Here is a 23,495-nt window from a genome sequence, read left to right on the forward strand (position 1 = left end):
AGAATTTATATAAGAGAGCTTGAATGTGAATATTCAAGCTTTTTTTTTGATACCTTTGTCTTACAAAGATGTACAAAATAAATGTCTGAACCTCTCAAGAAAAAAACAGCAGTAGCTCTTACATGGAGCTTTATAGATAAAGGTGGACAACAAGTTATCCAACTTGTGTTCATGTTTATATTGGCTCGTTTGCTCTCTACCGACGATTTCGGATTAATCGCAGTATTGGCTATTTTTACTGCAGTAGCAAACTTGCTTCAAGAGAGTGGATTCTCTTCCGCCCTTATTCGCAAGAAAGAGGTATTAAATCAAGAATATAGCTCTATTTTTTACTTCAATATTTCGATTAGTATATTTCTATATATTGTACTTTTCTTTTGTGCACCATTCATTAGCGCATATTATGATAAACCGATACTGACTAATCTATCACGCTTCATATTCCTTTCTTTCGTTTTTAATGCGTTAAGCATTATTCAAAACGTGAATCTGGTACGTAATATGGATTTCAAAACCAATACCCGAATCACGCTTATTGCTGGCTGTATATCGGGCATAATTGCTATTGTAATGGCATTTAGTGGTTATGGAGTTTGGAGCCTTGCAGCACAATTGGTAATCCAAAGCTTTCTGCGAAGTGTATTCCTTTGGATTTTTATCAAGTGGAGACCGCAGGGCGGCTTTACATTTCTGCATATCAAGCGGATGTCTTCTTTCAGTATAAAGGTTTTACTGACAGCTATTCTCAATCAGGTTTGTAGTAATATTTATGCTATTATTATAGGGAAATATTTTTCGATATCTCAGGCGGGTATATATGGTCAGTCGGTCAAATTGAACAATATACCTCAATCGGTGATAAGCGATGGCATCAAAAGTGTAGCATACCCATTGCTTACACATATAAACGATGATGAGAGAGGGATCAGAGCCTATCGGAAAATAATGCGCATTACAGCATTTATATCGTTCCCTATTGCGCTAATAATGATTGTGATGGCAAAGCCTATCGTCATGATACTGTTGTCCGAAAAATGGATTGATGCCATCCCTATCTTACAGATATTAGCGGTTGGAGGATCGGTATTCCCACTATATAGCCTTATAGCTACCCTTCTTCAACATAGGGGGAAGTCGGGGCGATTCTTTATTATCGAATTGATACGTAATATTCTATCTCTTACTTCTATTCTGATATCTATCCGATATGGCGTTTTAGGATTGGTAACGGGGGTAAGTATTGTCAATATTTTAGCCTTTTTTATAGGGTATGTGTTTGTAGGTCGGGTTACAACCTATAAGTTGAAACATGTATTATCGGATATATTTCCCTATATCTCAATTGCAATTATATCTTTTGCCCCACTCTATTTTTTTAATAGAATAATTGAGAATAATTTCCTGCTATTGGCTGTACAGTTAATTTTAGGTACAGGGATATATATATTGATCGTAAAACTTCTGGGGTCGAAAGTGTTGGATGATTGTATCAATCTGATAAGGCGAAAAGAGCAGGATTAATTTTATTTTATACGAATGGTTACAGTTATATTATCGGGAGGGTTAGGCAATCAGATGTTTCAATATGCTGCGGCTAAGGGATTAGCAAAACGTTTGAATACATCTGTGGCTATAGATTTATACGCTCTTGAAAAGAAGACTCAAACTACTAACCGATTGTATGCCCTTGATATCTTTAATATAGATGAGAAAATAACTTCATCACTTAAAACCAAGCTATTCGTAAAAGCCCGCCCCTTTATCCAGAAACACTACCCGTTCTTTCAGAAACTGGGATTCTTTTCCGATCGATGGGCTATCTTGTACGAACCGAAGTTCGAGACGCTGGGAGGTAATATTTTTATGTCGGGTTATTTTCAAAGCGAGCGGTATTTTAAAGAAACAGAAGAAGACATTCGACGTGATTTTACGTTCAGATATCCTCTTGATGGCAAGAATTTAGAATTGTCAGAGGAAATTAAAAATACAAACTCTGTTGCGGTGCACATTCGTCGCGGAGACTATGTTACAGATAAAAGTGCAGTTAATAATTTTGTAACTTGCGATAAAGGTTACTACGAAAAAGCTATTGAAATTATCCGCACGAAGGTGGTTAATCCTGTATTTTATATCTTTTCCGAAGATTTTGATTGGGTGAAAGAAAATCTTAGCTTTGGTGATGCTCCTATTCATTATGTTAGAGGAAATAGTGGTAATAAAAGCTATATTGACCTCCAACTGATGAGTTTGTGCAAGCACAATATTATAGCAAACAGCACTTTTAGTTGGTGGGCTGCATGGCTCAACAATAACTCAGATAAAATAGTCATAGCACCCGATAAGTGGTATGCTGATGAGAATAAAAACGAATTACTGGATGAATTTTACCCGAAAGGGTGGATTAAAATATAATAAAAAACGATGCCTAAAGTTTCAATCTTGATGCCTGTCTACAATGCCGAGTTATATATTGCTCAGGCTATTGAAAGTATCATTACCCAGACCTTTACCGATTGGGAATTGATACTTATCAATGATGGCTCAACTGATAGGAGCGAGGCAATAGTATCGAAATACAAAGACAATCGGATTTATTACTTGAAGAATACCGGAAATATTGGCTTAATCAAAACGCTTAATCGTGGTATCGATTATTGTGGCGGTGAATATATTGCCCGCATGGATGCCGATGATATTTCTTTTTGTGACAGATTGGAAAAGCAGGTGGAATTCTTAGATAAGCATCCCTCGCATATTATGTGTGGAACAAATGCATTGGTTATAAACAATTTTAATGATGTTACAGGTCGGATAAGGAATCTGGCAAGTAATAATCTATTACAGATAAATCTGTTATTCTCCGATCCTTTTGTACATCCGAGTATGATGATACGCCGCAATATCTTAATCGAAAATAGGTATGACGAAAGATATAAGCATGTCGAGGATTATGAATTGTGGTGTAGGATTGCTAATCTGGGAGAAATAGCGAATCTTAAAAAAGAACTATTCTTATATCGTTGGCACAATTCGAATGTATCCGTTTTGAATGCTGATACACAAAGCATACTGAAAGATAAAATCATTATCGATGGATTAAAAGAACTCGGTATTCAGCCAAGTGAAGAGGAACTATATTGTCACAAAATTACATTTCAATTATATGCTTTAGGTAAGAAACAAGAAGTCTCGATAGATCAATTTGATAATATAGCCGCTTGGTTTTCCAAACTGACTCGCCAGAATAAGATAAAAAGGAAATACAAACAATCTGATTTTATAGCATTTATTTGGAGTCGGTGGGCTGTTTTATGTATCTCTCAGAAAAAATATAACAAGCTGCTTTTTCCTAAATTTGCTTCATACAACCCGATTGTATTAGTAAAATTAATAAAGCTGGTTTGTATTTTAAGCCGTAAATAATGAAACAAGATATAGAAGATCTAAGTGTATATAATCCCGAAGGTTCTGAGCTAAGAATATTGCAACTGAAAATGTTTGATATTCTTGTTTCGGTAACAGATATCTGCAATAAACACAATATTCCCTATTGGATAAGCGGAGGTACTTTACTAGGTGCTAAGCGTCATGGAGGCTTTATCCCTTGGGATGATGATATCGACATCGAACTTATGCGCAGAGACTATAAGAAGCTGCTTAAAATACTTCCTGGGGAGTTGCCTGACAGCCTCTATCTGCAAACGCCGAAAGAGAAAAGCTATCGATTGCTATTCTCAAAAGTAAGAGATCGGTTCTCTATTGTCTATTCCGAAGAGGAAGATATGGCTTGTTATAAAGAAAAGGGTATCTTTATAGATATATTTTCCGAAGAGAGGAGTTACAGATGGCTTAAAAACAGTGTAGATTTCTTTTATGGTCGTGCATTCAGACGATTAAAGCGTGGACGACCTTTCCATTCGGCAAAATATTTCTATGAATATTCTATCTCTTTGCTGCTTTACCCGATTGGGGTTGTTTCTATGTGGGTAGCAAGGGCAATCTGTTCGGTCACTAAACCCGACAATATCTTGCATAGCTATGGTATCGGTAACTCGACCAACCACAATGCGCAATATATGTTTCCATTAAACAAAATAGAGTTTGAAGGGAAGTCTTTTTCAGCTCCTAAGGATGTTGATAAATACCTGACTAAGCAATACGGAGATTATATGAATATTCCACCTAAAGATAAGCGGCTTACGCACTTTCTTAAAGTGGAATATCTATGAAATGATCTTGGACTTTAATTAGTTTCAGATATTATTTGTCCCTCCATTTTCTGAGCTTTCTTTACCTCTTGTGGATTGGTCGGATCGACATTATATTTATCTAAAGATGGAATGACCAATCTTGTACCGATCGGCACATTATTCGGATTTCGTATCTTTGATTTATTCTCCTGATAGATATATACCCAAAAAGATTTATTCCCATAGTATTTCAGAGCAATCAAGCGGAGGGTTTGTCCTTCTCGAATTGTTTCTTCACCGAGGCTTTTGCTCTTGGTATTAGATTTTATTACCTCTTCATTAACTGCATCCTTGGTTATTTCTGGCTTATTTGGAATTGAATCTTTTACGGTATTTACCGTTGATACGATATTTATTGTATCTGTTTTTCTTGGATTAAGATTATCTTTTTGTTCAGTTATTATTGCAATATCAATAGGTTCTTTATCACTAAAGAATCTGGATATTTCGTTAAAGAATAAGCCTCCTATCGTAAAGCAAGCAAGCATAATTGCAATAAAGAAGCCAAGATAGATATATCTCCATTTTCGGGAAGATTGCTTCGACGACTGATATTCGTCTTCTATATCTCTATCCTCTAAAAATGTAGTAATTTCTTTTTTCTCATTTTCTACAATTGGGAGTTCAGTTTCCTTTTCCTCTTCCTTTATTATTACAGCATCTTCTTTAGGGTCTGATATATCTGATTTACGATCTTGTGTAGAATCTATCTCCGGGCTTTGATCTTCGATTATAATAGTATCTTCCGTTACCTCCTCTTGTATTTTATCTTCAGACTTAGGATTCTCATTAACGATTTCTTCTATGCTATCTTCCTCTAAAATTGTTACCTCGTCCGTACTGTTATACTCATCATTTCCGTCTGCATTGAATGCCTCGTCTTCTATATTGTCAAAAGAAACACCATCTTCTAAAATTATACTTTCGAAATGAGAGAATGGTAGGTTGACAGCTTCGCGAAGAGATTTATCGGGAGCGAAGCTTAACTTATAATGAGCTGCTATTTCTATGGCTTCGCCCGTATTAACGTCTACACTTCGGCGAGAGTTAACTTTCACTAATTTGAACGTGCCAAAATCTTTAATCTTTACAGGCTCATTTTTTTCTATATTTTCTGTGATGAGTGCAATTAATTCGCGCAAAAATAATTCTGCATCTTTCTTCGTAATCTCCTGCTTTTTAGCTAAAAGGTCGATTAAATCCTGTAGTGTAAGTCGCTCATTCATTTACCTCTATTTTTTTAAGGTTATCTTTTATAGTCTGTCCCGGGCGGAAAGCTAATGTAATCTTTGGAGGAATGAGAAATCGCTGTTTCGAAACAGGATTTACAGAGATGCGTTCACCTTTTTTCTTTGTTTCAAACAAACCAAAACCTTGAATATTGATAGAATTGCTATCTTCAAGATTCGTATTAATAATGGATACGGTAGCATCAAGTGTATCTGATGTTTGTCGTTGTGTCCACCCTAAGCGTTTGGCTAAGGCAGCTATTAATTCCTGGTTTGTCATGGGTCTGCGTATTTAGAATTTAGGAAACTATTTCTGCATATAAATCGAAAGGTTGTGCACCTGTTATTTTAACGTTATAGAATTCGCCGATGGTCAGCGATTTGTCTTTGTTGATCAATACTTCCGGATCTACCTCCGGAGAATCATATTCGGTTCTTCCTATATAATAATCCTCTTCTTCTTTGTCAATGATGACTTTAAGGATTTTATCTATTTTTTGTTCATTGGTCTCTAATGCAATTCTTTCTTGCAAAGCCATTAGTTGATCCATTCTCTCTTGCTTAATAGCATCGGGAATACTATCCTTATAGTTGTCATACGCATAAGTTCCATCTTCGTGAGAGTAAGGAAAAGCTCCCATACGTTCGAACTGTACGTCTTTTACGAACTGCAATAGTTCATCAAAATCTTTTTGTGTTTCTCCGGGATGTCCTACCATTAATGTTGTACGAATATGAATGCCCGGAACTTCTTCTCTTATTTGTTTTAAGAGATTATATGTTTGTTCTTTCGATATATTTCTGCGCATCTTGGTCAACATGTTGTCACTAACATGTTGTAAAGCGATGTCGAGGTATTTGCAGACATTATCATTCTCGCGCATTACTCGCAATAAGTCTAAAGGGAAGTTTGTAGGATAAGCATAATGTAGACGAATCCATTCCACTCCTTCTATTTTTGCAATACGTTCAACCAGTTCAGGTAATTTCATATTTTTATACAGGTCTAACCCATAAAAAGTCAAATCCTGAGCGATCATCTGAAATTCTTTAACTCCCGATGCGACTAAACCACGTACTTCTTCTTCTATCTCCTCTATCGCTCTTGACTGATGCTTTCCTGTCATGATAGGAATAGAGCAATAAGAACAAGTACGGTTACATCCCTCTGATATTTTAAGGTAGGCATAGTGCTGAGGAGTAGTAATGCTACGCTCCAGAGCCATATCCTGATTATATGATTTTCCTAAATCGCTGATTAATGTTTTCCAGTTGAACTTACCGTAAAAATTATCGACTTCGGGAATCTCGGCTTTTAGCTCGTCCATATACCTTTCAGTAAGGCAGCCCATTACAAATAGCTTATTAAGCCTACGCTCTTTTTTTGCTTCGGCAAATTCAAGAATCATATTTATCGATTCTTCTTTGGCATCGCCGATAAATCCACATGTATTGATTACTACGATTTCTCCTTCCGATTTTTCGGGATCGTGTTTTACAGTATAGCCATTTGCTAATAGTTGCTTCATAAGCAACTCTGAATCTACAAGGTTTTTCGAACAACCAAGAGTTATGACGTCTATTCTATTTTTCTTCATCCTAAAAATTACTCACCAAACAAGCTATCCACAAATTCTTTTCGTCTAAATACCTGAAGGTCTTCTATGCCTTCGCCCAGTCCGATGTATTTTACCGGAATCTTGAACTGGTCTGAAATACCAATTACTACACCACCTTTAGCAGTCCCATCCAGTTTAGTGATAGCAAGTGCTGTAACATCGGTAGCTGCTGTAAATTGAGTGGCTTGTTCGAATGCGTTTTGCCCTGTCGAGCCATCAAGAACCAATAAGACTTCGTGCGGAGCTTCGGGTATGATTTTATCCATTACTTTTTTGATTTTGGATAATTCATTCATCAAACCTATTTTATTATGAAGACGCCCTGCTGTGTCTATTATCACAACATCCGCATTGTTCGCTTTAGCAGAACTCAATGTATCGAATGCTACAGATGCAGGATCAGATCCCATTGCTTGTTTTACAACCGGTACGCCGACTCTCTCTCCCCAGATAACCAATTGTTCTACAGCAGCAGCTCTAAAGGTATCGGCAGCCCCGAGATAAACAGATTTGCCTGCTTTCTTGAACTGATTGGCTAGCTTTCCTATTGTAGTTGTTTTACCTACACCATTAACTCCTACAACCATTATTACATAAGGTTTTTTGTCTTCAGGAATGCTGAAGTCTTCGGTATCCGTTGTATTGTTTTCAGTTAATAATGCAACAATTTCTTCTCTTAGAATATTGTTTAGTTCTTCTGCATTTACATACTTGTCTTTCTCTGCACGAGCTTCTATCCGTTCTATAATCTTCAGGGTTGTATTGACGCCTACATCAGAAGTAATCAGTACCTCTTCAAGATCATCAAGCACATCCTCGTCAACCTTCGATTTTCCGGCTACAATTCGTGATAGTTTAGAGAACATCGATTCTTTGGTTTTTTCGAGCCCTTTATCTAATGTTTCTTTTTTCTGTTTTGAGAAGAAATTAAACAATCCCATAGATTTATATTTTCAGGTCAGAGACCTATTTGTTATTTCCGGATCATAACAACAGTATCTGTTATGATTGCAAATATGTAATATTAGTAATTTGATAACACTTGGTACGATCCGGCACTATATACTTTGCCGAATAAGATTCTTTGTAATTATATTGTGCATCTAAGGTATTACAAAGCTAGTAAATGGGAAACAAAAAACCTCCCTGCATAAAAATGAAGGAGGCCTTTTAGATATTTTTAACGAAATTATTTCGTGAAATAGTCTTTTACTGATTCGTTAGGAACCATTTCCTCTTTAAATGTGTAAGCACCTGTTTTAGGTGATTTTTCCATTTTGATTACTTTTGCGTAGTTACGACCATCTTTAGACGATGGGTCACGATAACCAGCGACTGTTTTCTTTGCCATGGTTTATGTCTTTTTACTTGATTTCTTTATGAACAGTTACTTTCTTCAAAACAGCGTTGTATTTTTTCAACTCTAGTCTTTCTGTTGTGTTTTTTCTGTTTTTAGTAGTAATGTAGCGAGATGTACCCGGCATACCACTTTCTTTGTGCTCTGTGCACTCCAATATTACTTGGACTCTGTTTCCTTTTGCTTTCTTAGCCATTTCTCGATCCTCCTAATTATTAAGCGTTCAAATAACCTGCTTCAGCCGCTTTCTTAAGAGCAGCATCTAAACCTACTTTGTTGACTGTACGTAGACCTGCAGCAGATATATTTAGGCTGATCCAACAATCTTGTTCTACCCAGTAGAATTTTTTTCTGAATAGATTGACATTAAATTTTCTCTTAGTCTTTTTGTTAGAGTGAGAAACGTTGTTGCCAACCATAGCTTTTTTTCCTGTAATTTGACAAATTTTGGACATTGCTATCTATTTTATTTATTGTTTATTTTCTTCTTTTCCTGCTTAAATTGGGATGCAAATTTAGTTATATTTTTCAAAATCACAAATAATTATACTGTTAAAGTTCTTTTTATCTTTTATTTTGACAATCAGGTAGAAAAACATAGTTGGTGCAATATCTCGACAATGCTTATTTTTACTACCTTTGGCAAAAATATCTGAGTGGCTCTGGATAATAGCAAACTAAACAGAATGCTTTTTAATAGCTTCATCTTTATTGTCTTACTTTAGGTGATTTGGAACTCAAAGGTTGATTGAATGAATAAAAAGAAGATACTCATTACAGGTGCTAGCGGATTTATAGGTAGCTTTCTCGTCGAAAAAGCTTTGGAGAAAGGATATGCTGTGTGGGCTGGTGTGCGTAAAAGCAGTAGCAAGGAATATTTGCAGGATGAGCGTATTCAATTTATTGATCTGAATTTTGCTAATAAAGAATCTTTGACCAATCAATTACGTGAATTTGTTTCTTTGCATGGTAAGTTCGATTATGTTGTTCACAATGCAGGAGTCACCAAATGTCTCAAGAAGGAAGACTTCAATAAAATAAACTACCAGTATACAGTCAATTTTGTAGATGCGCTCAAGGCTGCAGATTGCACTCTTCAAAAGTTTGTTTTGATGAGTAGCCTTAGTGCAATGGGGGCCGGCGATGAAATCAACTATACCCCATTAAAATCTACAGATAAGCCAAATCCTAATACGGAGTATGGGAGAAGTAAACTCAAAGCGGAGCAATATTTAGAATCAATAACTGACTTTCCTTATATAATACTTCGCCCGACAGGGGTGTATGGACCACGTGAGAAGGATTATTTTCTCATGGTTAAGACGGTAAGATCAGGATTGGATGTTGGAGCAGGCTTCAGACCACAGCATCTTACATTTATATATGTAAAGGATTTAGTAGATGCTGTGTTTCTCAGCCTGGAAAGCAATATTAGTAATAGAATATACTTTGTTGCCGATGGTGATGTATATACCGATAAGGAATATACGCAGCTTGTAAAGGAATCGATAGGCAAGAAGCATGTCTTGAGCCTGAAAGTCCCTTTGTGGTTGCTTAAAGTTATTTCTACAATTGCCGAAGGTCTTTCTGTATTTACGAAGCAACCTTCGACCCTCAATAAAGATAAGTACAAGATAATGAAGCAAAGGAATTGGGAGTGCGATATACAACCGCTTGTCGATGATCTTGGTTTTTCGCCACAGTATAATCTTCGCCAAGGTTTGGCTGAATCAGTACAATGGTACAGAGAAAACCACTGGTTGTAAGTTAAAAATAATGAACATTATACCCCCAATAAGAAATATTTTTGCTATTTTTGTACTGCTTTTAGATGGAAGCTTTTTTCTTTGTGGAAAAGCAATATTTAGTCTAAAATACTAATTACGGATTTATTCAATTTTTTAACCAATAAAAGTAAAACAAAATGATTAAAGTAGGTATTAACGGTTTCGGACGTATCGGTCGTCTAGTTTTCCGTGCTGCTCAAGGCAGAAGCGATATTCAAATCGTAGGAATCAATGACCTTATAGATGTAGAGTACATGGCTTATATGCTACGTTACGATACTATCCACGGAAGATTCGACGGAACTGTTGAAATCAAAGACGGTAAATTAGTAGTAAACGGAAACGCTATCCGTGTAACTGCTGAAAGAAACCCAGCTGACTTGAAATGGGATGCTGTAGGTGCTGAATATGTAGTAGAATCAACAGGTCTTTTCCTTGACAAAAAATCTGCTCAAGGTCATATCGACGCTGGTGCTAAATATGTAGTTATGTCTGCTCCTTCTAAAGACGATACCCCTATGTTCGTTTGCGGAGTAAATGATAGCTCTTATGTAAAAGGAACTCAATTCGTTTCTAACGCATCTTGTACTACTAACTGTCTTGCTCCTATCGCTAAAGTATTGAACGACAAATTCGGTATCGTAGAAGCATTAATGACAACAGTACATGCTACAACTGCTACTCAAAAAACAGTTGACGGACCTTCTGCTAAAGACTGGAGAGGTGGACGTGCTGCTGCTGGTAATATTATCCCTTCTTCTACAGGTGCTGCTAAAGCTGTAGGTAAAGTTATTCCTGAATTGAACGGAAAACTTACTGGTATGGCTTTCCGCGTTCCAACTTTGGACGTGTCTGTAGTTGACTTAACAGCTCGTTTAGCTAAAGAAACTTCTTATGCTGACATCTGTGCTGCTATGAAATCTGCTGCTGACGGAGAATTGAAAGGTATCCTTGGATATACTGACGAAGAAGTTGTTTCTTCTGACTTCATCGGCGATGCTCGTACTTCTATCTTTGACGCTAAAGCTGGTATCCAATTGAGCCCAACTTTCGTTAAAGTTGTTAGCTGGTATGACAATGAGTGGGGTTATTCTAACAAAGTTCTTGAACTTGTTGCTAAAATGGCTAAAGTTAACGGATAATTATAAATTATCTCTATATAAGAAAGCATCCCAATATTGGGGTGCTTTCTTGTTTTATAGCCCATCGTGCACTTTCTGTATAATTTGCTTGATCTCCCCTTATTTTCCGGAAATGTTAAAAGGTAACAAAAGTGACACTTTTTACAATTTTTTTCATCATTCCTTTTTTGTTACCTTTTATCAACCTTAATTGCTAGTTATAGATAAATTATAGAAGTCGTCTTGACTTTTCAAAAGATTTTCTTTTTGTTTGTTTTTTACTCTCTTTGTCATTCTGAACGGTAGTGAAGCATCTCCTAACCGAGATCTTTCGTTCCTCAGGATGACAAAATAATACGAAAAACAAAAAGTCAAGACGACTTCATAGTATAATTGATCTGTTCATTTATCCCTTCTATCAAAAAACAATCAATTAGTATCACTTTTCAAAAAAGAGATTGTATCGGCCTGCCTTATTTTTGCTATGAACCTAAATATCTATAATAATGAAAAAACTCAAAGTTGGCGTAGTCGGAATAGGATTAGATACATATTGGACGCAGTTTGACCAATTACTTAACCACCTTCAGTCATATCAAAATACAATTGCAGCGAATATGCAGCAAGAAGAGATAGATATAATAAATGTCGGGATAATTGATAATATGGATAAGGCTTTGATTGCTAAAACAAAAATGATTGTAGAGGAAGTCGACATTATCTTTCTCTATGTTTCTACGTATGCACTTTCATCGACGATACTGCCACTTGTGCAGCAACTCAATAAGTTCGTCGTTATTCTTAATATACAACCGGCAAGTCGGATTGATATTGATAGACTTAATAGCCTGCCTGACCGGAAAGATAGAACCGGAATGTGGCTTGAGTATTGTCAGGCATGTGCTGTGCCTGAATTGTGTTCGGTATTCAATAGGGCGAATATCCGATACGATATTGTTTCGGGGTATATGCAGGATGAAGGCACTTGGCTCGAAATAAAGCAATATCTGAATGCGGCGAAAACTAAAAAAGGGCTTCAATGCTCTACTTTCGGAATACTAGGGCATTACTATAATGGTATGCTCGATGTATATACAGATGTCACTCGTCAGCAGGCTACTTTTGGTTCTAACTTCAAGATGCTTGAAATGTGTGAAGTGAAAAAATATAGAGATGAAGTCGAAGAATCAGAATTGGATAATAAGATAGTTGAATTTTCTGATGTATTTGATGTTTCTAAAGAATGTGATTCTTATGAGGTAAAACGTGCAGCACAAACATCTGTTGCATTGGATCGCCTGATTGAGGATAATGATCTTGCCGGATTAGCTTATTATTATGAAGGAACAAGCGGCAATGAATATGAGAATATTGTGACATCTGTAATTGCAGGCAACACCTTGCTGACAGCTAAAGGAATACCGGTAGCGGGAGAGTGCGAAGTGAAAAATCTGATAGCAATGAAAATCTTGTCTTTATTGGGTGCCGGCGGTTCGTTTGCCGAATTTTATGCGCTCGATTTTGATAAAGATATAGTGATGCTCGGTCATGATGGTCCGGCTCACGTTGCAATAGCAGAAGAAAGGGTGGGACTGGTTCCGTTACCTATCTATCATGGTAAACCGGGCAAAGGACTGTCGATACAAATGACTGTTAGGCACGGGCCGGTAACACTGTTGTCGGTAGTCGAATCGAACGATGGAGTATTTCTTCTTATTGCTCAGGGTGAATCTGTTGCCGGCAAAATACTTCAGACCGGAAATACTAACAGTTGCTATAAATTCCCTATTTCGGCAAAAGAGTTTATTAATAGCTGGTCGAAAGCAGGTCCGTCACATCATTGTGCAATAGGGGTAGGGCATTGTAGAGAAACAATAGAGAAGTTAGCTCAATTACTATCGATTCCAGTGAAAAATATATGTTAATGCTTTCTCTTTAGCAGGGGCGTGTTACCTTTTTATTTTACTTTGTCTTACGTCATCAACCTTTTATGCTAAATACTATGACACAAGATAGGCTTACCATTGTAAAATACTTAACTATAAACGAGCGGGATAATGACTGGGGAAGTTATGTTACGACCCTCGGTTATCAGAAAGTGAAGGCCGATAGCCCTTACCCTCCTCTGGGGCATCCCAAGGGGTATATGTTCGATAAATGCAAAGGACGGGTATTAAAGGAATATCAATTAATCTACATTACCGAAGGTGAAGGCTATTTTGAAAGTTCACATTGTTCGAATATGGTTGTGACAGCTGGTGATATGATTCTTCTTTTTCCAAACGAATGGCATACTTACTACCCTAGTAAAAAAACAGGTTGGGCTACCTATTGGGTAGGATTTGAGGGGGAATATATTGATAACCTGATTAAGAAAGATTTCTTTTCGATCGAAGAGCCTGTTTTCAATATTCATCTATCGGAATCTATTACAAGCCTTTTCATTCAGGCTATAACTACAGCTCAATCCGAGTATAGCGGTTATCAGCAAGTGTTGGGAAGTGTTGCTGTCCTTTTGTTGGGGTTGATGCGTTCCGAATCTATAAATAAGCAATTTGAAAGGAATAAACTAGGCTCTATTGTCGAGCGGGCACGACTCTTGATGAAACAGGATGTTGATAGCAATGTCAGCCCACAAGATATAGCGTCCGCTCTTGATGTAGGGTACTCATGGTTCAGAAAACTATTCAAAAGCTATACAGGTATATCTCCGGCGAAGTATCAAAGCCAGTTGCGTGTAATACGTGCGAAAGAATACCTGACCTATTCGGCAATATCGATTAAGGAAATTGCATATCAGATGAATTTTGAATCAGTTACTTACTTTTCTGCATTCTTTAAGAAAAATACAGGACTCTCGCCTTCGGAATATATTAATAGATATGTTGTAACTAAACAACTTGTGGAATAGATTATTTAAAGTGAGCTCGATATAAGGAAATAAACAATAAAAGCTTCATTTAAATTTGTCATCCCGATACGCAGTGAGGGATCTGTTCTCCTATAAATCAAGGAGTAGTCAAGATCCCTCACTGCGTATCGGGATGACAGAATGGGCGAAAGATAAATTGATCCTAGCTCATAACTTATAATTGCATAATGCTTATATTGAACTCACATTATTTACAATTCTTTTCCTTCAAATTCAGAAATGGCTTTTCTCCAAATATCGGGTATTGCCATCGATGATTGCGTATCGGGATTGTATGTAACGAATACAGACTCACATCTGCACTTTATTTCGTTTGTTTTGATATTTCTGATTTGTTGAAGGCAGACTCCACTTTTCTCTCCCAGTTTTATAACTTTGGTGTCTACCGCAACAATCTCTTTGTAGTAGATAGGTGAAAAGAAATCGACACTGATATGTGCAATAACGACAATACCTTCTGTCCAATTTACCAACGAAGATTTTATTTTCTCGAAATAGTCAGTCTTTCCAAGATCGAAGTAGCTGAAATATATGTTGTTGTTGATGTGTCCTAAGGCGTCGATGTCACTAAAGCGAATTTGAATAGGGAGTGTGGTTTTAAATGTTTCTTCTTTTATTTCCATAACGGTTTATCTGAATATTATATCATTTACAACAGGCATGCCGGCATGCTTATTGAGATTTGTAATTAATCTTTCTTTTGCCATCAGTAGTTCAGACCTCAGTACCGAAGAGCTGAGGTGTACATATAATATACTGTTTCGCAAATAAATATTTGTTGTATATCCGCTGATAGAAGGACCTAACAGTTTAGACCATCCTGAGATAACACGGCTTTCGGCAAACTTCTTTTTGAAAAACTGATTTTCTTCGAAGAACTGCCTGAGTACTTCACCAATAGTTTCTGTATTCTTCTTTCTCATACAGTAACATTTGTTTGAATAACAGCACCTTTGTATACACTGTACAAGTGGTACAGGCTATTAGTCCGTGATAATATGTGGTCTAGATGCTCTCTATTGGTATCAGTGATAAATATCTGCCCGAAATCTTTATCTAAAACAAGTTTTACAATTTGCTCTACGCGCGATGAATCCAGTTTATCAAAAATATCGTCGAGTAGTAATATCGGAGTAGTGGCAGTAGCCTGTCTCAGGAAATCGAATTGAGCTAGTTTAAGAGCTACTACATAAGTTTTATTCTGTCCTTGCGAACCTACCCTTTTAATTGAATATCCGTCCATCTGCATGTCCAGATCATCCTTGTGGACGCCAATGCTTGTATAGCCTAATATCTTGTCCTTTTCTCTTTTTTGTTTGAGTAAAGCCTCAAAGTTATTGTCAGAAAAATGAGATTCGTATTTTAATTCTACTCTTTCATTCGAAAGGCATATAAAATCATAGAATTTCTGGAATGTAGGGATAAATTTTTCTATAAAATCAAATCTCTTCTTATAGATAATTTTACCTTCTTCTATCAGTTGTTCGTCCCAAAGTTCCAGAAGTGTTTCGTCGATACGCCCATCACTTTTTAATAAAGCATTACGCTGTTGAAGGGCTTTGCCGTACCTTATAAGTGAGTGTAAATATTCTTTGTCGAATTGCGACAGAAAAAGGTCCATAAACTTTCTTCGTTCATCACTTCCTCCATTTATTAAATCGGTGTCGGAAGGCGAAACCATAACAAGTGGTAATGTTCCTATATGGTCGGAAAAACGTTCGTATTCCTTTTTATTTCGCTTAAACTGTTTCTTTTGTTTTCGTCGCAGACTACAGAAAAACTCTTCTTGCTTCCCCTCTAATTGATACCAGCCTTGCATAACGGCAAAGTCTGCATCATGATAGATATTTTGCGAATCGATAGGATTGTTGTGACTTTTACAGAACGAAAGGTAATAGATCGCATCCAGTAGGTTAGTTTTACCCATACCATTGCTGCCTAAGAAGCAGTTTATCTTAGGAGACAGGCTCAAGTCGGCTTGCTCTATATTTTTATAGTTGAGTATGGATAAACGTTCTAGAATCATTCACATATAAATTTGCTCTTACAAAAATACAATTTTTATATGTGATATCGGAAGTTTATAATAATTTAAAGGTATAACCTTGCTCTTTAAGCCACTCTATGCTCTTAGGTAGAGCATATTTCATATTCTTCTCTGCTTTTATTGAATCGTGGAATACAATAATAGATCCGTCACGTGTATATTTCTTCACCGCATTCAATACTTTATCGGGAGTCATACACTTGCTGTAATCGCGGGTGACAACATCCCACATAATAATCTTGTATTTTTTTCTCAGAGTGAGATATTGAGGTATTCTCATATGTCCGTGTGGTGGACGGAAGAGATCGGAATCTATGTATTCAGATGCGAGACGGGTATTTTCCACGTATCTTTTTGTGAACTTACGTATACCCTGAATGTGATTGAATGTGTGATTGCCTACACGATGCCCTCTGTTGAGTACCATTTGATAGATATCGGGATGTTTACGGACATTATCGCCTACGCAGAAAAATGTCGCTTTGACCTCGTATTGATCCAACAAATCTAATACCCATGGAGTGATCTCCGGTATAGGTCCATCGTCGAAAGTTAAGTATACCGTTTTCTCCCCTTCTACAGGTATCCTCCATATAGAGTCTTTGTATAAGAGACGGTATAATATAGGCGGCTGTTCTATTAGCATAAACTTATTTTATGAACATAAACAGACTTGCAGCACTTTTATTGCTGCAAGTATATTTTAATTCATCTTTTTTATTGACCAAAATATTTTTGTAAAAGTTCAGGTTTGTATTTTTGTATCAATCCGGCTGCTTTTTCCATTGTTGCACCTTCTGCTTTTTTAGCAGTGGTATCCTCTTCGATCATATAGCCTCTTATGGCTACTCTCATCAAAAAGTCAAGTGGATGGGCACGATCGTTGAAACTTACTCCATTGCTTAAGAATAGATCAGTTTCAGCCATAATCTGATCAAGTAGCGGTTGATATTTTGTTCTGTCGTATCGTTGATAAATATCTAATATTTTCAGTTTGATATCCATATACTCTCTGATATCCGAACTGCAATATACCATATCTTGTTGTTTCAGACGTTTGTACCATTGCAATGATGCATCAACCCGATCCATAATCTCATTTGCAACCATTTGCCCCTTCTCTTTCTCTCCCAATTCGAAGTATGCATCCGCAAATAGTATGGATTCTCCTCCTCTTGGAACGGTGTTGCCCGGGATGGCGGTAATACACTTGTCGAGAGCTACCAGAGCTTTGTCATTTTTTCCTTGTTCTAATAACGCTGTGATAAGTCTGTCGAACATCATGCGGAACGAACGGCACATTCTTAGATTATTTTCATCCAGATATACTTTCGGATTCTCTATTCCACCCCACTGGTATTTGTTTACCATATTGTCGAACATTACTTCGGTATTTACTCCGGTGCTATCCAGTACTCCCGGAAGTATTCGATAAGTAATACCTTCAAGCATTGCTTGATCAGACAGGTTTATAGGGCTTTCTCCAATTGTTACAGCATAATATAATGGGCGCTTCCAATCATCTTTATTAATGTTGTAAAGCATTTCCATAATCATAATCTCTTGGCGGTATACTGCATTCTTATCATCACCCACGTTGATCGTAAAATCTGATTTAGGCTTAGTTCCCAATTTAGCCCAGTCTACATTCGCTGTATTAATTGGAGTTGTGTATATGCTGCTCGGTATAACTACGCCTTTCTCGATAAATGGATTGCGTGGCACATGGTTATCCTGCGTTTTCAATATCTCTGTTACCTCACTTAGTTGCATTGTGTCTTTAAATGCTGCTACATCGAAGTAATCATTGAAACGAATATGTCCCATGAAATTCTTCATATCCGATTGTTGAAGCTGGCTTGTAATTGCTTTTTCAAGATCTTTTCTCGATAAAACATAAGCAGCCTGACCTTTATTACCGAAATAACGATCTCGTTCCCAGTTGATAGGTAGTGGTTCCGAATCGTATGCTTGTCTACGCATTTGATCTACATACCAGTCTGTTTGCAGGTAGCTGAGATTACATACACGTACATCGGTACGGAATCCTTCTACTTCCTGTGCATACCATAACGGGAAAGTATCATTGTCTCCCATCGAGAAGAGTATCGAATTCGGTTCGCAACCACGTAAGTAGTTCATACCGAAATCTCTCATCGTATATCTGTCCGAGCGATCATGATCGTCCCAGTTTTGACTGGCCATTTGTATCGGAATCAGTATTGTGGCAACTGTTGCTATGGCAGCGGCAGGTGCTTCGGGCAGTACCTTTTTGAGTAGTCTCCAAAGGAATGCGACTCCAAATCCTATCCATATACAGAAGGCATAGAAAGAGCCTGCGTAAGCATAATCACGCTCGCGTGGTTCGAATGGTTGCTGATTCAGGTATAATATGATGGCTATACCGGTCATAAAGAACAACATGAACGTAATTAGGAATTGTTGTTCCCCTTCTTTTTTACGGGTCAATTGGAAGAAAATTCCAAGAACTCCGAGAAGGAATGGTAGTGCATAATATGCATTATGCCCTTTGTTGTCGGCTATATCTGGTGGTAGATTGTCTTGCGGACCTCTGCCCAGCATTTCATCTACAAAACTGATGCCTGTTATCCAGTTTCCATTATTCAAAGAACCTGTTCCTTGTATATCGTTCTGACGACCCGAGAAGTTCCACATAAAATAGCGGAAGTACATGAAATCTAACTGATAGGTAAAAAAGAACTGAAGGTTTTGGAACATCGTAGGCTGTACCTTTGTATCTTTTATTCCTCCCCATATCTGATAACCGATCAAATGTCTGTTTTCATCGGAATACATACGTGGGAATGTCATTGTATTTGAATATTCGTAAGTTGGAGCTGTTCCGCTTACAACATACATATCTTTTTGATCAGGCGATTTTTTTACAACCTTATCATAATTCTTTTTTTCACTTACCGGCGGTTTGATTCTTCCTGTTTGAGGGTCACGAGCTTCGCTCGAAGCAAATGTTTTTCCATGAAAAAGAGGTCTGTCACCATATTGTTCACGATTCAGGTAATTGGCTAATGTAAACAGATGCTCAGGTGAGTTCTGATCCATAGGCGGATTTGCAATCGAACGGATAGGTATTAGTGCAAATGAAGAATACCCTATAAGGATAACCATCAGACATAAAATAGTTGTATTTAATTGTCTGAAATTTATTTTCTTATTGATAAATATAAATGCAACTAAAGCACCTATTAGCAGAATAGACAGAATAGCGTTCGACCCGATGAATGTAACACCACTTAATATCATGCAAATGATAAAAGCAATCTTCGCTCTGGTCATATTTCCTTTGACTGACATTGTTTCGTACAATCCCCAAATAATAGAGATAGCTATCAAGATGATGTATACGAAAGCACCGGTATTGTATGAGAAGCCTAAATCGTTAACGAAAAGAAGTTCGAACCATCCGCCAACTTTTGTAAAGCCCGGTATTATACCGTACATTAACAATACGATAAGCGCAAATGAGCCAGCCAGAGCTAGTAATGTTCCTTTCAGATTGGCATTTTCTCTTTTCTTAAAGTAGTAAACCAATACAATGGCCGGAATACATAATAGATTTAATAGATGGACACCGATAGATAGCCCCATTGCATAAGCAATGATTATCAGCCATTTGTCCGATCCGGGTTTGTCTGCCCTGTTTTCCCATTTAAGTATCAGCCAGAATACGAGAGCTGTAAACATAGATGAATAGGCGTACACTTCGCCTTCTACAGCCGAAAACCAGAATGTATCTGTAAATGTATAAGTCAAAGCACCTACCAGTCCGCAGCCCATGATAATGATAAGCTGCCCTAAAGTCATTTCATTACTTTTGTCACTATATATAAGCTTCTTAGCTAAGTGTGTAATAGTCCAGAAAAGGAACAGAATAGTCAATGCACTGAGTAGTGCCGACATTGCATTCACCATCATGGCCACCTGCGAAGTATCAGACGCAAATAGTGTGAAAAACTTTCCTGTAAGCATAAAGAACGGCGCACCCGGCGGATGTCCTACTTCTAGTTTGTATGCTGAGGTTATAAACTCACCACAATCCCAGAAGCTTGCTGTAGGCTCAATGGTCATTAGGTAAACAATTGCTGCGATAGCAAAACTAAACCATCCGAAGACGTTATTTATTAAGTTATATCTTTTCATATCGAAAATGGTATACTTACAAAATTCTTTGTAATAAATGATTGTATTTTATACATTTGGGTGCAAAGATAGTTAAAACACTGAAAGTATCGGTTCACATATCTCTGTTTTTGAGTTCGAAATTTAAAAACTTCTTAATTTCTGAACAGATATACATTGTTTGATCGTTTCCTTTTGTGTGATGTATCGATACTTGTGTTACTTTTGTATAAAACGATTACTTTATGCGAATACTTCTTATCGGAGAATATAGCCGTGTGCATCTAACCTTAGCTGAGGGCTTACGGGTTCTAGGTCATGAGGTTGTGGTAGCTTCAGACGGAGACCGGTTTAAGGATTATCCGCGTGATATAGATTTGACGCGTAAGAGCTCGGGGTTTATTGATACACTATTATGTTTAGTATCAGTCTTCAATAAATTCTCTAAATTCAAAGGCTATGATGTCGTGCAAATAATTAATCCCTGTTTTGTAACGCTTAATGTACGTATCAATCAATACCTTTACAAACAGCTGAAGAAAAATAACAAACGGGTTTTCTTAGGTGCTTTCGGAGATGATTCCTACTGGGTAAGGGCTTGCTTAGCGAAAAATGTTTTTAAATATTCTGAGTTTTTTGTCGATGGCAAAAGCACAAATTTGCAGTATAATCAGAAGCTGGAGTCTCTATGGATTAATTCAAATAGGGAGATTGCTAACAATGAGATGGCTGTGTCGTCTGATGGTATTGTAGCTTGTCTCTACGAATACTACAAATCGTATGAGCCTTATTATTCGGAAAAGCTTGCTTATATTCCTTTACCTATTAATACGTCAAAGATAGAATTTCAACCCATTGATCGTATTCCGGACAGAATCAATTTTTTTATTGGAATCAATAAAGACAGAAGTGAATATAAAGGTACTGATGTAATGGACAGAGCATTGATTCGTTTGGCTCGGAAATATCCTGATCAGGTAGTTGTCTCTCGTGTAGAATCGGTAGGTTATGATGAGTATCAAAAACTTATGATGCAGGCTCACGTCGTCTTGGATCAGCTTTATTCGTATAGTCCGGCAATGAATGCCTTACTGGCGATGGCGCAGGGAAAGGTTGTGGTAGGAGGTGGAGAGCTCGAAATGTATGAGTTATTGGACGAAGAAGAGAACCACCCAATTATAAATGTCTACCCAACGGAAGATGATGTGTTTAATAAGTTAGAATATATCGTTCTGAATAAGTATAAGATTCCTGAATTATCTCAAAATGGGAGATTGTTTGTCGACAAGCATCACGATTTTATAAGTGTCGCCCGACAATATCTAAATTTTTGGGGTGAGGAAAAATAAGATTACATGTCTTTCTCTCTCTGTCATCCCGATACGTAGTGAGGGATCTGTTATCCTACAACAAGGAGTAGCCAAGATCCCTCACTACGTATCGGGATGACAAATTCAAAAAAAGACATTATTGTACCTTTCCTTATATCGGACTCACCTTAAAATCTATAAGTCATCATTAGATAGCCTTCTTTTGCATGAGCTCTCACATCCTCATATTGGTCATAATTAGTTATGCGACTATAAAAATAAGACATGAGTGTAAAGTATATGCGTCTATGAAGTTTCACATCTGCTCTCAAACTAAAAGCTTGAAGAGTAGCCTGAGATTTGTCTCCCTGTACATTTAAAGTATTAGGATCGATAGTATTCCAATCTATTCCGACGGGATAACCTTTCCATGTAAACATACGGTAACCTTCGTAGGTACTATGTAATCCGAATATATCTTTATATGTTAAATTAAACCCTGCTTGCCAGCCCAAACCACTTCCCATATTATAATTACGCATATCCACTTTGTAGTGATCACTTAGGGATGCCCCTAAAATGACAGCATTGAGATGTGTATACGCATCAAATAACCAACTGGCAGATCTTTTGTTTTGATAGATTAATCCTCCTCCAAAAGATGCCGGAACAGAAAATCGATAGGGTATTCTGTTCGATTCAGATGAGATGGTATCTGAATCGTAATAGGCAAAGTGTTGGTATAAACCAAGACTCAAGTAATCTTTCTCGGTATCTATCAGCTCGGTTCCGTGAAGCCGCGCGGTTAAATTAAATCTGCCTAGGATAGGTTGTGATTTATGGGCATTTAAACTGGCTCTGAACATAAAATAATCGTAGGGCTGTTTGTTATATGTGTCGAATCGATCTCCATATTCGACATTAAGATTTGTTGTCCAGATCATTTCTTTCGCCCAATATGTTTTTCCAAGACTCAATGTCCTCACTCCTGTAGATGCTTCTATACGTATTTCGGGTATACCATATTGCCGTCCCGAAGTTGGTTTCTTTTGCCATGCATCACCATTCATAATACGGGTAAGCCCACGAGTAGGTGATATGAGAAAGGCTGCAAATTCACGTCCTAAACGTTCTGTACCTTCAGCTCTATTGTCCAAAACTAAATCTGATGCACTATAGGACACTTCACCTATAACAATTCCTCCGATAGAAGTGGCAATTAGATCGTTGGTAGATGGAGGTTGATTTTCAAGAAGGACTTCCCATATAACACTGCCTCCAAGGGTAAAAGCAGCAGATTCCCAAAAATTGAATCCATTTGCACGAGCTGAGTTGTAATACAAACTACCGGTATATGGATGCCCGAACATATTGGTCGCCATCTGATCGTTATCCCATTTAAAGCCATTTTTTAAATTATTCTCTACTGTATTGATACTGATATAAGCATAATTTGCTTTTAGTGCGTATCGGTCAAATGCCCAGAGTCCTATATTCATTCCTACAATCTGTCCTACTGCCAACTTCCAGTTCTTTTTAGAGTTGTAAGCTATGTCTATTGAGTCAGGAAGTACACGTTTCATCGCTGGCGCCTGATGCATAGAGTATTGAGCAGATACAGAAATGCAAGAAAAAAATGCAATTACTGATATTAAAAAAAATAAGCCTTTCATTGAAATATACTT

22 protein-coding genes are annotated in these 23,495 nt (G+C 37.2%); 9 read left to right on the forward strand and 13 right to left on the reverse strand.

Annotated features, from left to right (window positions below; translation table 11 throughout):
- The first annotated feature begins 81 nt into the window (after positions 1-81).
- The 4 genes from G7Y57_RS01175 to G7Y57_RS01190 are packed head-to-tail and all read left to right on the forward strand — an operon-like array spanning position 82 to position 4,229.
- The gene (locus G7Y57_RS01175) at positions 82-1,521 is read left to right on the forward strand and encodes a lipopolysaccharide biosynthesis protein (RefSeq protein WP_165020338.1); all 1,440 of its coding nucleotides are present in this window, start codon (positions 82-84) and stop codon (positions 1,519-1,521) included.
- Between the two features lie 15 nt (positions 1,522-1,536).
- The gene (locus G7Y57_RS01180; RefSeq protein ID WP_165020339.1) at positions 1,537-2,412 is read left to right on the forward strand and encodes an alpha-1,2-fucosyltransferase; all 876 of its coding nucleotides are present in this window, start codon (positions 1,537-1,539) and stop codon (positions 2,410-2,412) included.
- Positions 2,413-2,421: 9 nt separating this feature from the next.
- On the forward strand, positions 2,422-3,423 hold the full coding sequence (locus G7Y57_RS01185; RefSeq protein ID WP_165020340.1) for a glycosyltransferase family 2 protein: 1,002 nt from the start codon (positions 2,422-2,424) through the stop codon (positions 3,421-3,423).
- Positions 3,423-4,229 carry a phosphorylcholine transferase LicD gene (locus tag G7Y57_RS01190; protein ID WP_165020341.1) on the forward strand — a complete coding sequence of 269 codons (807 nt, stop codon included), beginning with the start codon at positions 3,423-3,425 and terminating at the stop codon, positions 4,227-4,229. The genes G7Y57_RS01185 and G7Y57_RS01190 overlap by 1 nt, the downstream gene beginning before the upstream one ends.
- A 14-nt stretch (positions 4,230-4,243) precedes the next feature.
- Here G7Y57_RS01190 and G7Y57_RS01195 read toward each other — a convergent pair whose 3' ends face one another.
- From G7Y57_RS01195 to rpmB, 7 genes are all read right to left on the reverse strand, one after another.
- Positions 4,244-5,476, reverse strand: a complete 1,233-nt coding sequence (locus G7Y57_RS01195) for an HU family DNA-binding protein (RefSeq protein ID WP_165020342.1) — start codon at positions 5,474-5,476, stop codon at positions 4,244-4,246.
- Entirely contained in the window at positions 5,469-5,759 is a 291-nt protein-coding gene (locus G7Y57_RS01200; RefSeq protein ID WP_165020343.1) for an HU family DNA-binding protein, read from the reverse strand. Before G7Y57_RS01200 ends, G7Y57_RS01195 begins: the two co-directional genes overlap by 8 nt.
- 19 nt (positions 5,760-5,778) lie before the next feature.
- On the reverse strand, positions 5,779-7,077 hold the full coding sequence (gene rimO / locus G7Y57_RS01205) for a 30S ribosomal protein S12 methylthiotransferase RimO (protein WP_165020344.1): 1,299 nt from the start codon (positions 7,075-7,077) through the stop codon (positions 5,779-5,781).
- An 8-nt stretch (positions 7,078-7,085) separates the two neighbouring features.
- Positions 7,086-8,039: a signal recognition particle-docking protein FtsY gene (ftsY, locus tag G7Y57_RS01210; protein ID WP_165020345.1), complete on the reverse strand. Its 954-nt coding sequence runs from the start codon at positions 8,037-8,039 to the stop codon at positions 7,086-7,088.
- Between the two features lie 248 nt (positions 8,040-8,287).
- Positions 8,288-8,449 carry a DUF4295 domain-containing protein gene (locus G7Y57_RS01215; RefSeq protein WP_165020346.1) on the reverse strand — a complete coding sequence of 54 codons (162 nt, stop codon included), beginning with the start codon at positions 8,447-8,449 and terminating at the stop codon, positions 8,288-8,290.
- Between the two features lie 13 nt (positions 8,450-8,462).
- The gene (gene rpmG, locus G7Y57_RS01220; RefSeq protein WP_165020347.1) at positions 8,463-8,651 is read right to left on the reverse strand and encodes a 50S ribosomal protein L33; all 189 of its coding nucleotides are present in this window, start codon (positions 8,649-8,651) and stop codon (positions 8,463-8,465) included.
- Between the two features lie 19 nt (positions 8,652-8,670).
- A complete protein-coding gene (gene rpmB / locus G7Y57_RS01225) occupies positions 8,671-8,910 on the reverse strand; it encodes a 50S ribosomal protein L28 (RefSeq protein ID WP_165020348.1) in 240 nt (79 codons plus the stop codon).
- Positions 8,911-9,207: 297 nt separating this feature from the next.
- On the opposite strand from rpmB, the gene G7Y57_RS01230 reads away from it, so the two are divergent.
- The 4 genes from G7Y57_RS01230 to G7Y57_RS01245 all read left to right on the forward strand — a co-directional run bounded on the left by G7Y57_RS01230 (position 9,208) and on the right by G7Y57_RS01245 (position 14,274).
- Positions 9,208-10,221, forward strand: coding sequence for an NAD-dependent epimerase/dehydratase family protein (locus G7Y57_RS01230; protein ID WP_165020349.1), 1,014 nt, complete (start codon positions 9,208-9,210; stop codon positions 10,219-10,221).
- Between the two features lie 158 nt (positions 10,222-10,379).
- On the forward strand, positions 10,380-11,384 hold the full coding sequence (gene gap / locus G7Y57_RS01235) for a type I glyceraldehyde-3-phosphate dehydrogenase (protein ID WP_165020350.1): 1,005 nt from the start codon (positions 10,380-10,382) through the stop codon (positions 11,382-11,384).
- Between the two features lie 485 nt (positions 11,385-11,869).
- On the forward strand, positions 11,870-13,288 hold the full coding sequence (locus tag G7Y57_RS01240; RefSeq protein ID WP_165020351.1) for an L-fucose/L-arabinose isomerase family protein: 1,419 nt from the start codon (positions 11,870-11,872) through the stop codon (positions 13,286-13,288).
- Positions 13,289-13,365: 77 nt separating this feature from the next.
- Positions 13,366-14,274, forward strand: a complete 909-nt coding sequence (locus G7Y57_RS01245) for an AraC family transcriptional regulator (RefSeq protein WP_165020352.1) — start codon at positions 13,366-13,368, stop codon at positions 14,272-14,274.
- Positions 14,275-14,486: 212 nt separating this feature from the next.
- Here G7Y57_RS01245 and G7Y57_RS01250 read toward each other — a convergent pair whose 3' ends face one another.
- From G7Y57_RS01250 to G7Y57_RS01270, 5 genes are all read right to left on the reverse strand, one after another.
- Positions 14,487-14,918, reverse strand: coding sequence for an acyl-CoA thioesterase (locus tag G7Y57_RS01250; RefSeq protein ID WP_165020353.1), 432 nt, complete (start codon positions 14,916-14,918; stop codon positions 14,487-14,489).
- Positions 14,919-14,924: 6 nt separating this feature from the next.
- Positions 14,925-15,218: a DUF721 domain-containing protein gene (locus tag G7Y57_RS01255; protein WP_165020354.1), complete on the reverse strand. Its 294-nt coding sequence runs from the start codon at positions 15,216-15,218 to the stop codon at positions 14,925-14,927.
- The gene (gene recF / locus G7Y57_RS01260; RefSeq protein WP_165020355.1) at positions 15,215-16,321 is read right to left on the reverse strand and encodes a DNA replication/repair protein RecF; all 1,107 of its coding nucleotides are present in this window, start codon (positions 16,319-16,321) and stop codon (positions 15,215-15,217) included. Before recF ends, G7Y57_RS01255 begins: the two co-directional genes overlap by 4 nt.
- A gap of 55 nt (positions 16,322-16,376) precedes the next feature.
- Positions 16,377-16,988 carry a polysaccharide deacetylase family protein gene (locus G7Y57_RS01265; protein WP_165020356.1) on the reverse strand — a complete coding sequence of 204 codons (612 nt, stop codon included), beginning with the start codon at positions 16,986-16,988 and terminating at the stop codon, positions 16,377-16,379.
- A 71-nt stretch (positions 16,989-17,059) separates the two neighbouring features.
- The gene (locus G7Y57_RS01270; protein ID WP_165020357.1) at positions 17,060-20,521 is read right to left on the reverse strand and encodes a DUF2723 domain-containing protein; all 3,462 of its coding nucleotides are present in this window, start codon (positions 20,519-20,521) and stop codon (positions 17,060-17,062) included.
- A gap of 224 nt (positions 20,522-20,745) precedes the next feature.
- On the opposite strand from G7Y57_RS01270, the gene G7Y57_RS01275 reads away from it, so the two are divergent.
- Positions 20,746-21,849 (forward strand): glycosyltransferase, encoded by a 1,104-nt coding sequence (locus tag G7Y57_RS01275; protein WP_165020358.1) that lies wholly within the window; start codon positions 20,746-20,748, stop codon positions 21,847-21,849.
- A 149-nt stretch (positions 21,850-21,998) separates the two neighbouring features.
- Here the strand turns inward: G7Y57_RS01275 and G7Y57_RS01280 are convergent, their stop codons facing one another.
- Positions 21,999-23,483 carry a DUF3943 domain-containing protein gene (locus tag G7Y57_RS01280; RefSeq protein WP_165020359.1) on the reverse strand — a complete coding sequence of 495 codons (1,485 nt, stop codon included), beginning with the start codon at positions 23,481-23,483 and terminating at the stop codon, positions 21,999-22,001.
- Positions 23,484-23,495: the final 12 nt, after the last annotated feature.

Source organism: Dysgonomonas sp. ZJ279, assembly GCF_011039205.1.
In the GTDB taxonomy this organism is placed as follows: domain Bacteria; phylum Bacteroidota; class Bacteroidia; order Bacteroidales; family Dysgonomonadaceae; genus Dysgonomonas.